Origin of the sequence: Luteolibacter yonseiensis (assembly GCF_016595465.1) — a bacterium.
In the GTDB taxonomy this organism is placed as follows: Bacteria; Verrucomicrobiota; Verrucomicrobiia; order Verrucomicrobiales; family Akkermansiaceae; genus Luteolibacter; species Luteolibacter yonseiensis.
Window position 1 is genome coordinate 100,827 of record NZ_JAENIK010000012.1, and the last position, 14,273, is coordinate 115,099.

Consider the following 14,273-nt stretch of genomic DNA (forward strand, 5'->3'; position numbering starts at 1 on the left):
GGTTCAGTTTTCCGCTCCTTGGACGCGGAGGAACTTGCGGTCGCCATCGACCGGAATGGCGGCTTCCTTGCGGGTATGGCCGCCGGGCAGTCCGGTTTGATCAACCGAATTGACGGGAACGATGGCGCTCGGAGACCACGGGTTATCCGCGAGCGTGGCGCTCTGCAGGAGCTGGTAGGTGGCACCGCTGTCCCGCTGCACCCACCGCAGGACGAGGTTGCCCCCGCCTTGAGTGATGGAGGTGAGAGTGCCTGTGTTTGCCTGCGGATCGCCGCCAAACAGGAATTCCTGGAGGTTGGTGAATCCATCGGTGTCCGGGTCGTCCTGGCGTCCTTTCAAGGAAGCATAGGCAGGGTTGGTGATCGTGGCGTCCGCCCATGTCCCGTAGGCGGCACCCGCAACCGGACCGGAGGTTACGATGAGTTTTCCGGCTCCGGTGATGCGGTCCGTCGTGAAGGCCGCGGTGAGATTTCCTGTGGCTCCGTAGACACCCGCAGGCATCTGCGTTCCATTAATGAAGAAGGTGGCGACGGTGTCCTCCAACCCGTGAGGCAGATTCAGGAAGGCGGTGGCGGCGATGGACACGCTGCCGCTGTCGGCGAGTTCCGCATTGGAGAGGACGAGCGTGCCTCCGTTGACGGTGGTGTTTCCGCTCCAAGAGGGATGGGAGACGGTTACGTTTGCGGTGCCGTTTTTGGTGACGTCCGCCGTGCCGGTGATGGGACCTGTGAGATCGATCTGGTCATTGGCGGTGCCGCCGGAATCGATGGTGATGTTTCCCGCGAACGACAAGGGACCGCTCCAGGTGCCTTTGCCATTCCCCAGGTTGTTGATGCCGCTTCCGCTTTCGAGGGTGGCCGGCGTGGTGACGGAGCGTGTGCCGTAGGTGCCCACACGGGTGCCCGTCTTCGCCGTGAGTGTTCCCGTGGTTCCTCCGAAAGCGTCGGTGCCTTCGGCCCAGATGTTGCCTCCGGCTGCGACGATGTGGATGGGGCTTCCGGAAGCATTGCCACGGAAGGCCATGTTGTTGTTTCCGACCTTGGTGAGGGTGTGGGAGTTCCCGGTGAGGATGCCGCCGCCGCTGCCGATGTCGAAACGCTGCCCGTCGTTTCCGATCGTGGTGTTCCCCGTGAGCGTGACAGGACCGACTCCGCCGGCACCCACCACATCCGCGCCGCTGTTGACGATCTGGCCGGTGCCATCGGGGCCCGTGCCGCCGAGGGTGTAGGCATGGTTGACGCCCGGTGTCCTGCCGTTGATATCCACCTGGGCGAGGTTGGCGATGGTGATGCCGGAGGTGTTGCCGAAGCCCTTGTTCTGCCCCAGGATCAGGCGGCCTCCATTGACAATGATGGGACCGAGAAAGGAGCTGGCGGAGCTGCCCAAGGTGACCGAACCCGTGCCGTTTTTCACAATGCCCGTCGTCCCACCGATGGATCCACCGCTGATGGTGTAGTCGAAGCCGGTGTCGTTGTTGAAGGTGATGCTGGTCGGCTGGACGGCGGTGCTGATGTAAACCGAACGGAGGTTCGTGAACTCATCCGGATTCGCGACGTTCCCGAAGGTGACGTTGTCGAACGGCTTGAAGGCCACGAGCGTGGAACCTTCGAGGAAATTCGTGTCATCCGCGAAGTTGCTCCAGATCTGGTTGTATGAGCCATCCCAGGCGAGGTTGCGTGGCGCCGCCGTGGGAGGACCCACCCGGACGGTTCCCGCACCGGAGAAATAGGTGTCGTCCTGGTTTTCAAAAGGAGCGGAAGAGGAACTGGAGCCGTAAACTCCGTTCGGTTTGACGACCCCGCCGAGTGTCAGGGTGCCGATGGCGTCTTCGATCCCGTGGGCGAGGTCCAGCTTCGCCACGTCCCCACCGGCGATGCTGACATTCGCGGTGTCCGGGAGCGTGCCATTGGTAAAAGTGAGGGTGCCTTCCGTGACCACCGTGTCTCCGGTGTAGGTAAGCGAGTTGCTGCCGAGGGAGAGATAGCCGGGACCTAGTTTGGTCAGTCCGCCGCTGCCGGAGAGCGCGTTGGAGATGGCGATATAGTTTTCACCGGTGTCGAATTTCAATCCTCCCGAGACGAGATCCACGTAGGTGCCGAGGAAAAAGTCTCCGTTGTTGCCATGGGCTAGGGCCTTCACCGTCCCGCCGTTCGCGTGGAGGACCAGGGCGGTCGTGCCGGTGGCGAGAGAACTGGCCCCCCTGCGGATGGAGCCGGTCGCGAGCGTGCCGCCGTTCAGATTGATGACTCCGTTCGTGGCGAACGAGGCGTTCGCTCCGCCGAGGACGACGGTGGATGTGGTGATCTTCGAATTGTCCGCAAGCGTCAGGGTGCCGAGGCTGCCGGAGTTTCCGGACTGTCCGAGGACGAGGGTCGCGGCTGGTGCGTTGAATTCCGAGGTGCCGGCCAGATTGATGGTTCCTTTTCCGGTTCCTCCATTTCCCAGATAAAGGGTGGTGGCGGAACCGGCGTCAAAGGTGCCGCCGGTCATGTTGATATTGGAACTTCCCGAGGTGCTTCCGCCCATGCTCATCGAGGTGCCCGTGAAGCCGAATGTTCCTGCGGAAACCGAGATGCGGACACCGGGGGAGTTCGAACCATTGCCCCAGTTGATCGCTCCGGCGCTCACCGTGCCTCCGGTGAGGTTGTAGTTGGGAATGCGGGAAGCTCCGCCCGCATCGCCCGAGGTCCGGCCGAGCCAGAGGGTTCCCAGCGTGAGGTCTCCACCCGACTGGTTGAAGGCTCCTCCTCCGCTGCTGCCGTTCAGGGTGAGGCTGGCGAGCTGGTGGGTGTTTCCGGCGACATAATTGATGGCATAAGCTCCGTTAGCGACGACGGTGTCGCCGGTCGCGGCGGGAGCCGTCGCCGAAACATATTTCGAGGCGTCGGTGAAGTCTCCCGTGGCGTTGGTGGTCCAGACCAGATCCGCGGCGGACGAGTGGCTGGCGCATGCGAGAGTGACGGACAGGACGGCGACCACCGGAAATGCGGAGGAATCGGGCCGGGAGAAAATGGAGCGGGTAGGTTTCATGGGGTTTGAAAAAATTGGGTTATGGGAAAAATGGCCGCTTTCCGGATGTGGCTGGTTGGGTGGCAGGCACGCGGACACGCGGTCAGGACGGGCATCCTGCCATTCCTCCACGGCATACCTCTACCGCATAAAGATGTGATTTTTCGTCCTCCGGCCTCCGTGCCGGGATCAGCGGTTCTTGCCGAGATACTTGAGCACCGCGCCGTTGCGCGAATGGACGTGCAGCTTCTCGTAGATCTTCCGGACGTGGGATCGGACCGTGTCGATGCTGATGCCGAGCCGGTCGGCGATTTCCTTGTACATGGATCCCTCGGCGAGAAGCTTCAACACCCCGTGTTCCCGCTCGCTCAATGCGCCGAGCTCGTCGGAGGCCGGTTCGTGATGGAAAAATCTGACGACGCGGCGGGCGATCTGCGGTGACATCGGCGAACCACCTTCGTGCACCTGGATGATGGCGCTGACGATCTCCTCCGCGGGAGCCCGTTTCAGGAGGTAGCCGCAAGCGCCGGCCTTGAGGGCGTCGAAGATGGGAACGCCGTCCTCATAGGTGGTGAGGATGAGACAGAGCACGCCGGGGCAGGCATCCTTCAGCCGTGCCACAAGCTCGATGCCGCTCATGCCGGGAAGATTGATGTCCACCACCGCCACATCCGGAGGGTTTTTCGGCAGGCGGCGCAGGGCGTCCTCGGCGTTGTGGAACACGCCCGTGCATTCCACCCCGCGGTCGCTGACCTCGATGTATTTCCGCAGGGCCTCGGCGAACGAGGCCACGTCTTCAATCAGGACGGTACGGATCGGGGTGTTCACGATTTCGAAGGAATGAGGGGCGCGCGCATCTCGACTTCGGTGCCGCCTTCCTCACGGTCGCGAATGACGCAGACGCCGCCGATGGTTGCAAGCCGGGATCGCATGTTGGCCAGTCCATCCTTGCCGGGACCCGCGGGCGTCTCCGGCAGGCCGCGCCCGTCGTCGGCGAGACGGATCACCAGCTCGGGAGCTTCGTAGCGCAGGGTGAGTGTCACCATTCCCGCACCGGAGTGTTTGGCGATGTTCTGCAACGCCTCGCGGAAAGCCAGCGTGATCTCGTGTCTGACCTGCGCGCGGACCTCGACTTCCGGCCACTCGAATGGAGCGTCCAGACGGCAGTGGACCGCCAGCGGTATCAGGTAGCCGGTGGCCAGGCAGGGCAGATATTCGGCGACGCCCGCCAATGTGTCGTTGAGGGGATTGACCGCCCACACGACCTGGTCCAAGGCGTCCACGGTCTGCCGGGTGTTGGCGGCGAGTTCGCGCAGGCTGAGTTCCGCGGCGGCGGGCATGGGATGTTGACGGATGATGAGATCCTGCATCAGCGCCAATTGGGAAAGCCGCGCGCCCACTTCGTCGTGCATGTCGCGGGCGATCCGCCGGCGCTCCTCGACGAGGGCCGACTGATGTTGCCAGGTTGCCAGCTCCCTCGCCCGCCGCCGCCGGGCGAGGGTATGTAGGATTGCGAATGCCGTGGCGAGGCAGGCCGCCGCGCTCAAGCCATAAAAGACCGGCGTCCGCCAGAAGGGTGCCAGCACGGTGAGCGGCAGGCTCAGCATGCTGTTGTCCCACCTCCCGTCCGAGTGTCCCACCTGGGCCTCCAAGTGATAGTTACCCGGTGGCGGGCGGTGGACTTCCACATTGAGTCCCTGGATGCTCTGCCAGTCATCGTGCAGCCCGCGCAGCCGCCAGCGGATCGGCAGGTTCTCCGGTAGTCCCGCACCGGGTATGCTCAGGGCCGCCGTCATCACCGAGGTCCCCGGAGGAACGCGCGGATTGTTTTCATGGGGCATGGGACGTCCATCCACCTTGATGGAGACCAAGGACGGAGTGATGGTCTCATAGACCTCGACCTCCGCCAATTGAGGGGAGAGCGGTACCGGACTGTCGCTGGAAAGCCGCAGATACCTTCCCCGGACGGGGGCATGTCCGGCCACCTGCAGAACATCGATGGAACCCGCGCTGGGATGTGAACCGTCGGCCCGGTCCATCGCTTCCCAAACCGGTGCCGCTCCCGATTCCGCGGGTTGGTCGTAGAGCCGGACGCGCACCCTTGTCAGCCGGTCGAGCGCGTATCCATCGGCCCTGCCGCGCAGGGCAAGGTGGTCGATCGCACGGACGGATCCCAGGTCGATCCCGAAGTGAAATGCCTCGCCGTGTCCGGCCTCCGCCGGGTGATTGAAACTCCCAGGAAAACCGTCGGTCAGCACGTTCGCGGACATCCCCGCCCACAGCGGATGGGAGGAGGTCACCGGACAGCCCAGCGCGATGTTGGTGGTGCCGGGGAGCGTGGCTTCGACACGGAATTCGGTCAGGCAGAAATCGCGGTATTCATTCCATGAGACGCGGAGTTCCGGCGAGCCGGGTTTCACGAAAGGGGTGACCTCGATGAGGAACCCGGTCACCGCCTGGCGGGGGGCTGGAAAGCGCGCTTGAAAAACCGCATCCGCGATCATGTTGTCACCGCTCCCGGCGATCAGGTGACCGTTTTCCCCCTGCCGGAGTTCCGTCCCGGTGGCGGTGAAGCGTTGGGGGACCAGCCGATGCCACGTTCCCTCCAAGGAGGGTTGCGGATCGCTTGTGCAGGAGATCGTGAAATCTCCGAAATAACGTTTCGGAAGACCCGAGAGAAAGCACAGTGTCACGTCGAACGTCTCCGCGTACACAGGCGAGACCGTCCTTATCAACAGCTTGTGGGCTTCGTCGGTGCGGGGGAAAACCGACCATCCGGTGAGCCCGGCGTCCTGGCCGTCGATCACACATGGAAGGCCATCCGCCGGCCGCTCCGCATAGCTGGCTTCTACGGACCGCATGGGAATCCTGGCCGCGTAGGACGTCATCGGCGTGGCCGCCATCGCCACGCACAGGGCCAGGCGGCTTCGCCGGTTGATGGAGCGGGTCTTTTCGATGGGGGCGGGGACGCGGGTTGGGTTCCGGGCTAGTGATAGCCCCCGAAGCGGGTTTGGAAAGCCAAAGAATGTCGGACCGGCGATCCATGTTTGATTCCGGCAAGTGATAGGGCGGTTGATGAAAGGCCCGCGTCATCCCCGCCGTAAACGGCGGCTTGCGGAGCCGCGATCGCTGTGGCTGAGTGAAGCCGCAGCCCAACCACCGTAGAAGGATTTGAACCACCCGCCGATGCAGCAGACGAGCAGGCCAACGAAGACGCGTTTGGTCGTTTCCCTGATCATGGATCATTATTATCCAGAGATCCACGCGGGAGTGGTGAGGGCGGCGCGCGAGCTGGATTGGAATCTGGATGACGAGCGCTGCCGGGGCTATCACGGTTCGAGATTTCCCGAGGGCTGGCTTCCGGACGGAGTGTTGTGCAGCACGGCGACGGACCCTGCGTTGCACTGGCTTCGCGCCTGTTCCGTACCCAAGGTCCGCCTGCTGGAGGACGCGGCTCCGTTTTCCAGCAACGAGCCGCCGGACGGGATCCACACGGTGGCCTTGGATCTGACAAAGGCGGGGGAACTGGCGGCACGGCATCTGTTGTCCCTGGGGACGCCGAACATCGCTTTTTATAAATACTGCCAGCCGAGGGAGTCGGAGGCGCTGCTGCCGCAGATCCGCGCCGCGTGCCGCAAGGCCGGCCGGACGCTGACGGTGCTGGATTATCCGGGAGATCACCCCCAGCTCGCGCCCAGCTTTGTCCTGCCCAAGGTGCAACGTGAACAATGGCTGCGTGCGAAACTGGAGAAGCTGCCCCTGCCTTGTGCGCTGATGGCGGATGACGATCGTTTCGCCGTGGAGGTGATCACCGTGGCCACCGCAATGGGGCTGCGGGTCCCGGAGGACCTTGCGGTGCTGGGGTGTGAGGATCTTGCTCTGGTGCAGGGGCGCTCGGCGGTGCCGGTTTCCTCCATCGACATGAACCTGGAGCTGCTCGGTTACACGGCGGCGCAGACCCTGGACCGCATGATGCGCGGCGGGGCCGTCACCGCGCCCCGTCAGGTCATCCCGCCGAAGCGCTTGGTGGAACGCCGGTCCACCTCCACCTTCGTGTCGTCGGTGCCGGGGATATCCAAGGCGGTTCTGAAAATTCGCCGGGACTACTCGGAGCCGATCACGGTGACCTCGCTGGCCAGGGACTCCGGAATGTCGGTGCGTTCGTTGCAACGGCTGTTCCGGGTGGCGACGGGTACGACCGTGAGCGATGCCCTCATGACGCGGCGGCTGGATGCCGCTGCGAACCTGCTGCGCGAGACGAACTTCAAGCAGGAGCCGATCGCCATCGAGACCGGACTGGGAAGTTCGAAAAATCTCGGCCGGTTGTTCAAGGAGCACTACGGCATGACACCGGGCCAGTGGCGGGAGTCCCGCGCCGCGGGGATTTCCTGAATATCCACATGTGGATCGGTGGCGCATTTTGATTTTGCGCGCCAGCCCGGCAGGTTCCAATCTCGGAGCCTGACTCTCCAACAGGCGCACCCAGGTCCTGAAGGGGAGTCATACCAAGCAAATCATATGAAGCCCAAACGATTGACCCGATCCGCCGCCTGTCTGATGACGGCGACCACGCTGTTCAGCGCTTCCGCCTTCGGGCGTGAAAAGCCAGCCACCGAGAATGATCTCATCCCGCCGTCCACGCCTCTCATCTCCTGCGATCCGTATTTCAGCGTCTGGTCGCCCGGCGACAAGCTGACGGACGTGGAAACGACCCACTGGACCGGGAAAAAGCAGCCGCTCACCAGCGTGATCCGCATCGATGGCCAGGCGCACCGCGTCATGGGGGCTTCGCCGGCCGGCGTGCCCGCGCTGACCCAGAAAAGTCTCACGGTCCTGCCGACCCGTTCGATTTATACCTTCGAAGGTGCCGGGATCTCGCTGAATCTCACCTTCACCACACCCGCCCTGCCGGATGACATCGCCGTGCTTTCCCGTCCGGTGACCTATCTGACCTACGACTTCCGCGCCACCGACGGCAAGGAACACGATGTTTCGGTTTTCTTCGGTGCCGGAGCCGAGCTGGTGGTGAACAATCCCGACCAGACGGTTTCCTGGTCCGGTGACATCGTTCCCGGCCTCTCCGTGGTGAAGATGGGTTCCACCACCCAGAAGATCCTTGGTTCGAAAGGTGACGACCACCGCATCGACTGGGGATACGCCTACATCGCCGCGCCACAAGGCGCCGCCGCCGCCACCGGATTCGACCGCCCGGAAAAACTCGCCTCCAATTTCGCGGCAGGTAACACGCTTGCCAAGAATGATGGAACCGCACGTGCCGACCAGGCCGGTGTCGGTATCGAACTGAAGGCGTTGAAGGTCGGTGACAAGCCCGTTTCCACCTGGGCGATGATCGCCTATGACGACATCTACGGCATCCAGTACAACCGCAAGAACCTCCGCGCGTTCTGGCGCAAGGACGGCTGGGAAGCCAAGGACCTGCTCGCCGCCTCCGCGAAGGAATACGACGCCCTGCAGAAAAAGTGCGCCGCATTCGACGAGGAGCTGATGGGCGACATGGCGAAGATCGGCGGAGAACAATACGCGAAAATCACCGCGCTCGCCTACCGCCAGTGCTTCGCCGCCGGCAAGTTCGTCGCGGACGACAACGGCCAGCCGCTGCAGTTCAGCAAGGAGAACCATTCGAACGGCTGCATCGCCACCTCGGACATTTTCTATCCGATGGCTCCGCAGTTCCTGCTGTTCGGACCCAGCCTGGCGAAGTCTTTCCTCGCTCCGTTCATGGAGTATGCGAAGAGCGACCGTTGGAAATTCCCGTTCGCCCCGCACGACCTCGGAACCTATCCGCAAGCCAACGGCCAGGTCTATGGCGGTGGTGAGAAGACCGAGGAAAACCAGATGCCTGTCGAGGAAAGCGGAAACGTCCTCATTCTCATGGCCGCCATCGCCCAACTGGAAGGCAATGCCGACTATGCCAGCCTCTACTGGCCGCGTCTCGAACAATGGGCGGAGTATCTCAAGAAGGAAGGCTTCGACCCCGCGAACCAGCTCTGCACCGATGACTTCTCCGGCCATCTCGCGCACAACGTGAACCTGAGCGCCAAGGCCATCTGCGGTCTCGGTGCCTTTGCCACGCTCTGTGAATTGCGCGGTGAAAAGGAGAAGGCCGCTTCCTACATGGCCACCGCGAGGGAATATGCCCAGCGTTGGATCAAGGACGCGAAGGACGGCGACCATTACCGCCTCGCCTTCGACCGCCCCGGCACCTGGAGCCAGAAGTACAACCTCGTCTGGGACAAGATCCTCGGTCTGAACCTTTTCCCTGCGGACGTGTATCGCACGGAAATGGATTTCTACCTGAAGACGCAGAACACCTACGGCCTGGCACTCGACAACCGTGCGGACTATTCCAAGCTCGACTGGATCCTCTGGAGCGCCACCCTTACCGAGGATCAGAAGGACTTCCAGGCTCTTGTCACCCCGGTCTTCCGCTTCCTCAATGAGACGCCCGACCGTTCGCCGATGACGGACTGGTATCAAACCAAGACCGCGAAGAAGGTCGGTTTCACCGCCCGCCCTGTCGTGGGTGGCGTGTTCCTCAAGGCGCTCTACGACAAGCCGCTCTGGAAGAAGTATGCGGATCGTGATGTGACGAAGGCGAAGGGCTGGGCAAGCATGCCGGAATACATCGCCCCGATCATCACCAATCTCGCTCCCAGCGCGGAGGAGAATGACAGCGTGCTGTGGACCCACACCACGAAGAAGCCCGCCGAAGGTTGGGAAAAGGCGGACTTCGACGATTCCCTCTGGAACCGCAATCCCGGCGGATTCGGCACCAGCGGCACTCCGAACGCCAAGGCCCGCACGGAGTGGAAGTCCGACGATATCTGGCTGCGCCGCACCGTCACTCTTCCTGACACGCTTCCGTCCGGCATCGGTATCATCGCGCACCACGATGAGGACATCGAGGTTTACATCAACGGAGTCCTGGCTGCGGGTGCCACGGGATTCAATGAAGGCTACGAAATCATCCCGTTCACCAAGGACGGCAAGGCAGCCATCAAGCCCGGCAAGAACGTCATCGCGGTCCACTGCCACCAAACCGGCGGCGGACAATATGTGGACGTGACCATCGCCGACATCCAGCCCGGCAAGAAGAAGTAAGAAGCGTCTGAATCACCAAAGCCTGCCGGGTTTCCCGGCAGGCTTTTTTTATGGAGGGTAGCACTCCGGGCTACCCGGATCGATGGCGTTGGAATCGACGTGCCAAAGCGACGTGTCAAAGCGACGTGTCAAAGCGACGTGCCAAAGGGATGGGCCAAAGCGATGGGCCAAAGCGATGGGCCAAAGCGATAAACGACGTGCTCGTGATAACATTTATCCGACGCGCCACCATGCGGGTGGGTCACCGCGGCTTGTTCGGGTAGGCCGTAGTCCTACCCTCCGGCATCGGATTGCCATCCTGACTCCGCTTGCCTGAAGCGGACCGCCTTGCGATGTCATGCGGCTTCCCACTCGTTTCATCTTCCAAGTGAACGCGCTCCTTTCGGGGCAACCGCCGGAGCGTCCGTACGTGGTCCAGCCATTCACGGCGTCTTCCGTGCGCTCGAAAGATGCCCTGAATGGCTGGACTACGTGCGGGAAAATCCCCGTGGATCATGCGATGACATGGTGTCCCGGAATTGAGAGTCACCTCATTTGCCGGGAACTGTGATGGGATTGAAACGCGAGGTCGACGGGCGCCCGGGATTTTCCATCATTCAGCCCGCTCGACATGCCGGACAGGTCGCCCGTAGTGCGACCCTCCGAACGCGTCTTTTCGTAATCTTAGCGATTGTCCATTTCGCCTCGAAGCCACGGGCGGAAATCAGAGATCTCCGTTGGCGACGAATCCCACCTTGCGGATGATTTCCTGACCGGCGGGGGATTTGATGAATTCAAGGAAGGCTTGGGTTTCGGCGTTCGGCTTCTCCAAGGTGTAGAGGTAGCATTCGCGGGCGTAAACGTAGGTCTTGGCATTTTTCGCAATCGGGGCGATTCCGTCGATGGGGAGCGCCTTGATGCCCGTGGCCTTGGCGTAGGCGAGGCCGACGTAGCCGATGCCGTTCTTGTTGGCGGAGACTTCCTTCACGATCTGTTCGTTGCCGGCGAGCTTCTGCGAGCTCGACGGATAGTCGCGGCCGCCCATCGCCAGCGACTGCCAGTCCTTGTAAGTGCCGGAGGAGGTGTTCCGGGTGTAAACCGAGATTTTTCCCGGGGTGCCGCCGACTTCCGACCAGTCGCTGGACTGGCCGGTGAAGATCTTGGCGATCTGGTCCTTGGTGACTTTCGAGAGGGGGTTGTTCTTGTTCACGATCACCGCCAGCATGTCGTGGCAGACCGCGATTTCCTGCAGCGCCATGCCCTTCGAGCGGGCGGAGGTCGCCTCGTCCTCCTTGATCTTGCGGGAGGACATGCCGATCTGGGCGGTGCCGTTCGCCAGTGCGGGGAACGCCGTGGAGGAACCTTCCGCAGCGATTTCGAAATTGATGCCGGACTTGCCGGAGGCTTTGAAAGCTTCCGCGAGCTGGGGAACCAGCTTGGCTCCCAGAGTGTCGGAGCCCTTGATGCTGATGGTCTGGGCGCCTGCGACGGATACCAGTGCCGCGGTGATGGAAATGAGGATGTTCTTCATGATCTGACCAATGTTCTTCACTCCTGAACATCCTCAAAATTTAATCCGTGACGGAATTGTCACAATGTCCCTCCGCAAAAAAACCACCCGGGGCCGAAGCCCGCGGGTGGTTGAAATCTTACGGAAGGGAGGGAGATTATCCGTTCGCGCGACCGGTGTAGGAGTTGTCCTCGGTCTTCACGTTGATCCTCTCACCGACGTTGATGAAGAGAGGGACTTGGACGACCAGACCGGTCTCCATGACCGCAGGCTTGTAAACGTTGTTCGCGGAATCGCCTTTGACGCCTTCCGAGGACTCGGCCACGGTCATCACCATGGTGAGTGGCAGATCCACGGCCACGACGATGCCGTCCGCGACCATGAGGTTGTAGAGCTGGCCTTCGATGAGGTAGTTCTTCACTCCTTCGATGAGGTCCTCATAAACCACGGCGTCCTCGTAGGTGTTCGGGTCGAGGAAGTGGTACCCGCTGCTGTCCTTGTAGGAGTATTCGTGCGGGGTGCGCTCGAGGATCACGCCCTCGATGCTGTCGTTCGAAGTCATGCGGAGGTTGAAAACCTTCTTGGTCGCGACACTGCGGATGGACATCTGCACATACGACGCCATGCGCGGAGGAGTCTTGAGTTCGTGGTCGATCACGAGACAGACTTCGTTGTTGTGGCGGACGGCGTGTCCCTTGCGGAGGTTGATGATGGGTGTGCTAGCCATGATTTGTGGGTGGGGGATAGGCCGCGCCGCCCTTCGAGGCAAGCACGGAGTTGAGGATTGTGGCGTCGCGGCGTCTCTGTCGCGACTGATTCTGATGCGATTCCGCAGGTTTGTCTCAGTCCTGCTGCTCCTTGATCCAGTGGACGATCTTGTTGTCCTCGTTCCCGGAAGCCCACAGATGGCGGAGGAAATCGGCCGGGTGGATGTCACCGTGTTTCTTGAGGAAATTCCGGTCTCCACCGCATCCGAACATGAGGTCCGGATCAAGCTCGCCATGGAGCTTGGCCCGGCCCTTCGCGAGGATGCGCGGCAGGTAGGCCATTCCTTCCAGTTCCTCGCCGAACGTCGGGATGTCGTCGCGCGTCAGTTCCTTGTCACTTGGAATGCCTTTCTGCACGGTATGGAAATAGTCGCGGCGGACGGCGGCGACGAGCAGGGCGGTGGAGATCGTCGGCTCTCCCTCGCTGCCGAAGTCCTCGACGAAGTCGAAAAATTCACGAGGCTTGCAGCCGATGCTCGCGAGGAATCTGGCTTCCTCGCAGCTGTAGTATTTTTCGAAGTCGGTGTCGCCCTCCTGGTATTTCGCGAGACAGCGGTCGAAGAGGGCGAGAAATTGGTCGTTCCAGGTCATGGTGGTAGTAGAAGGGGGAAATCAGTCCTCCGCATGCTTTTTCTTCACACATGGCGCGATCGCGTCAATGGCGGCCAACAGTCCTTCATCAGGCATCGGGGATCTGAGCGCGTCGAGCGAATCATCAAGCTGCGCGACCGTGCGGGCACCGATGATCGATGAGGTGACGGCAGGGGAGCGCAGCGACCACTGGATGGCGAGATGGTTCAACGGCGTGCCATGCGCCGCCGCGAGATCGCCCAGCGCGCGGATTTTCTCCTGCTGCGCCACGACCTGCTCGGCTTGGAGGAATCCCTCCGAGCGGGCGGCGCGCGAACCCTCGGGGATGCCCGCCACATATTTCGGCGTCAGCATGCCCTGCGCCAGCGGGCTGAAAACGACGCAGCCGATTCCTTCCTCCAGCAGGTAGTCCAGGATACCCTCGGTTTCCGGCCAGCGGTTGAGGATCGAGTAAGGCGGTTGATAAATGAGGCAGCGGATGCCCATGTCCTTGAGAATTTTCACCGCCTTCTTCAAACGCTTGAGCGGATACTTCGAGAGTCCCACATAGAGTGCCCTGCCGCTGTGAACCGCCGTGGCGAGCGCGGACATCGTTTCCTCCAAACGGGTGTTTGGATCCGGACAGTGTGAGTAGAAGATGTCCACGTAGTTCTGACGCAACCGTTTCAACGACTGGTCGAGCGAAGCCAGCAGGTGCTTGCGCGATCCGGCCTGTCCGTAGGGTCCGCTCCACATGTCATGGCCGGCCTTGGTGGTGATGACCAGTTCGTCGCGATGGCTGGCGAAGTCCTCCACCAGGATGCGGCCCACGTTCTCTTCGGCGGATCCCGGAGGCGGACCGTAATTGTTGGCGAGGTCGAAATGGGTGACGCCCCGGTCGAACGCCCGGCGCATGATCCTGCGCGCTTCCTCGAAGTCGTCCACGTGGCCGAAGTTGTGCCAAAATCCGAGGGAAATTTCCGGAAGCAGAAGTCCCGAATCACCGCAACGCCGGTAAGGCATGCGGCCATCATAGCGCGCTGGATCAAACATGGCCGGTAAGCTGTCCGCATTTCCGACGATTGCCAAGCTCAAGAGAGCGTCGGATGTTAGGAATTTTCCACCGCTTGACGGGCACGGTGCGAGGGCAAAGCCTGGCGGCAGGGACTGATGGCGGAGAGGGTGGGATTCGAACCCACGTTAGGTTTCCCTAAGCCGGTTTTCAAGACCGGAGCCATAAACCACTCGACCACCTCTCCTGATGCGATGTCGCGGGAGGGGTATGAATGGCCACCGCATGGGTTTCAAGAAAAACT

9 protein-coding genes and 1 tRNA gene are annotated in these 14,273 nt (G+C 61.9%); 2 read left to right on the forward strand and 8 right to left on the reverse strand.

All coding sequences use genetic code 11. The features are described from left to right. Positions 1–3: 3 nt before the first annotated feature. The 3 genes from JIN84_RS16255 to JIN84_RS16265 all read right to left on the reverse strand — a co-directional run bounded on the left by JIN84_RS16255 (position 4) and on the right by JIN84_RS16265 (position 5,870). Positions 4–3,030, reverse strand: a complete 3,027-nt coding sequence (locus JIN84_RS16255) for a beta strand repeat-containing protein (protein WP_200352125.1) — start codon at positions 3,028–3,030, stop codon at positions 4–6. Positions 3,031–3,198: 168 nt separating this feature from the next. Then, complete coding sequence (locus JIN84_RS16260; protein ID WP_200352126.1) at positions 3,199–3,837, reverse strand: response regulator; 639 nt, start codon at positions 3,835–3,837, stop codon at positions 3,199–3,201. After that, the gene (locus tag JIN84_RS16265; RefSeq protein ID WP_200352127.1) at positions 3,834–5,870 is read right to left on the reverse strand and encodes an ATP-binding protein; all 2,037 of its coding nucleotides are present in this window, start codon (positions 5,868–5,870) and stop codon (positions 3,834–3,836) included. Before JIN84_RS16265 ends, JIN84_RS16260 begins: the two co-directional genes overlap by 4 nt. Before the next feature lie 376 nt (positions 5,871–6,246). On the opposite strand from JIN84_RS16265, the gene JIN84_RS16270 reads away from it, so the two are divergent. Both JIN84_RS16270 and JIN84_RS16275 read left to right on the forward strand, forming a co-directional pair. Continuing rightward, entirely contained in the window at positions 6,247–7,401 is a 1,155-nt protein-coding gene (locus JIN84_RS16270) for a substrate-binding domain-containing protein (protein WP_200352128.1), read from the forward strand. Between the two features lie 126 nt (positions 7,402–7,527). Further along, positions 7,528–10,131 carry a glutaminase family protein gene (locus tag JIN84_RS16275; protein WP_234043542.1) on the forward strand — a complete coding sequence of 868 codons (2,604 nt, stop codon included), beginning with the start codon at positions 7,528–7,530 and terminating at the stop codon, positions 10,129–10,131. Between the two features lie 703 nt (positions 10,132–10,834). On the opposite strand, the gene JIN84_RS16280 is transcribed toward JIN84_RS16275, so the two are convergent. The 5 genes from JIN84_RS16280 to JIN84_RS16300 all read right to left on the reverse strand — a co-directional run bounded on the left by JIN84_RS16280 (position 10,835) and on the right by JIN84_RS16300 (position 14,216). Then, complete coding sequence (locus JIN84_RS16280) at positions 10,835–11,641, reverse strand: phosphate ABC transporter substrate-binding protein (RefSeq protein ID WP_200352129.1); 807 nt, start codon at positions 11,639–11,641, stop codon at positions 10,835–10,837. A 136-nt stretch (positions 11,642–11,777) separates the two neighbouring features. Further along, positions 11,778–12,347, reverse strand: a complete 570-nt coding sequence (locus JIN84_RS16285; protein ID WP_200352130.1) for an elongation factor P — start codon at positions 12,345–12,347, stop codon at positions 11,778–11,780. Between the two features lie 115 nt (positions 12,348–12,462). Continuing rightward, positions 12,463–12,978 carry a DUF5069 domain-containing protein gene (locus tag JIN84_RS16290; protein WP_200352131.1) on the reverse strand — a complete coding sequence of 172 codons (516 nt, stop codon included), beginning with the start codon at positions 12,976–12,978 and terminating at the stop codon, positions 12,463–12,465. A 21-nt stretch (positions 12,979–12,999) separates the two neighbouring features. Then, on the reverse strand, positions 13,000–14,010 hold the full coding sequence (locus JIN84_RS16295) for an aldo/keto reductase (RefSeq protein WP_200352132.1): 1,011 nt from the start codon (positions 14,008–14,010) through the stop codon (positions 13,000–13,002). Positions 14,011–14,128: 118 nt separating this feature from the next. Then, positions 14,129–14,216, reverse strand: a tRNA-Ser gene (locus JIN84_RS16300). Positions 14,217–14,273 lie beyond the last annotated feature (57 nt).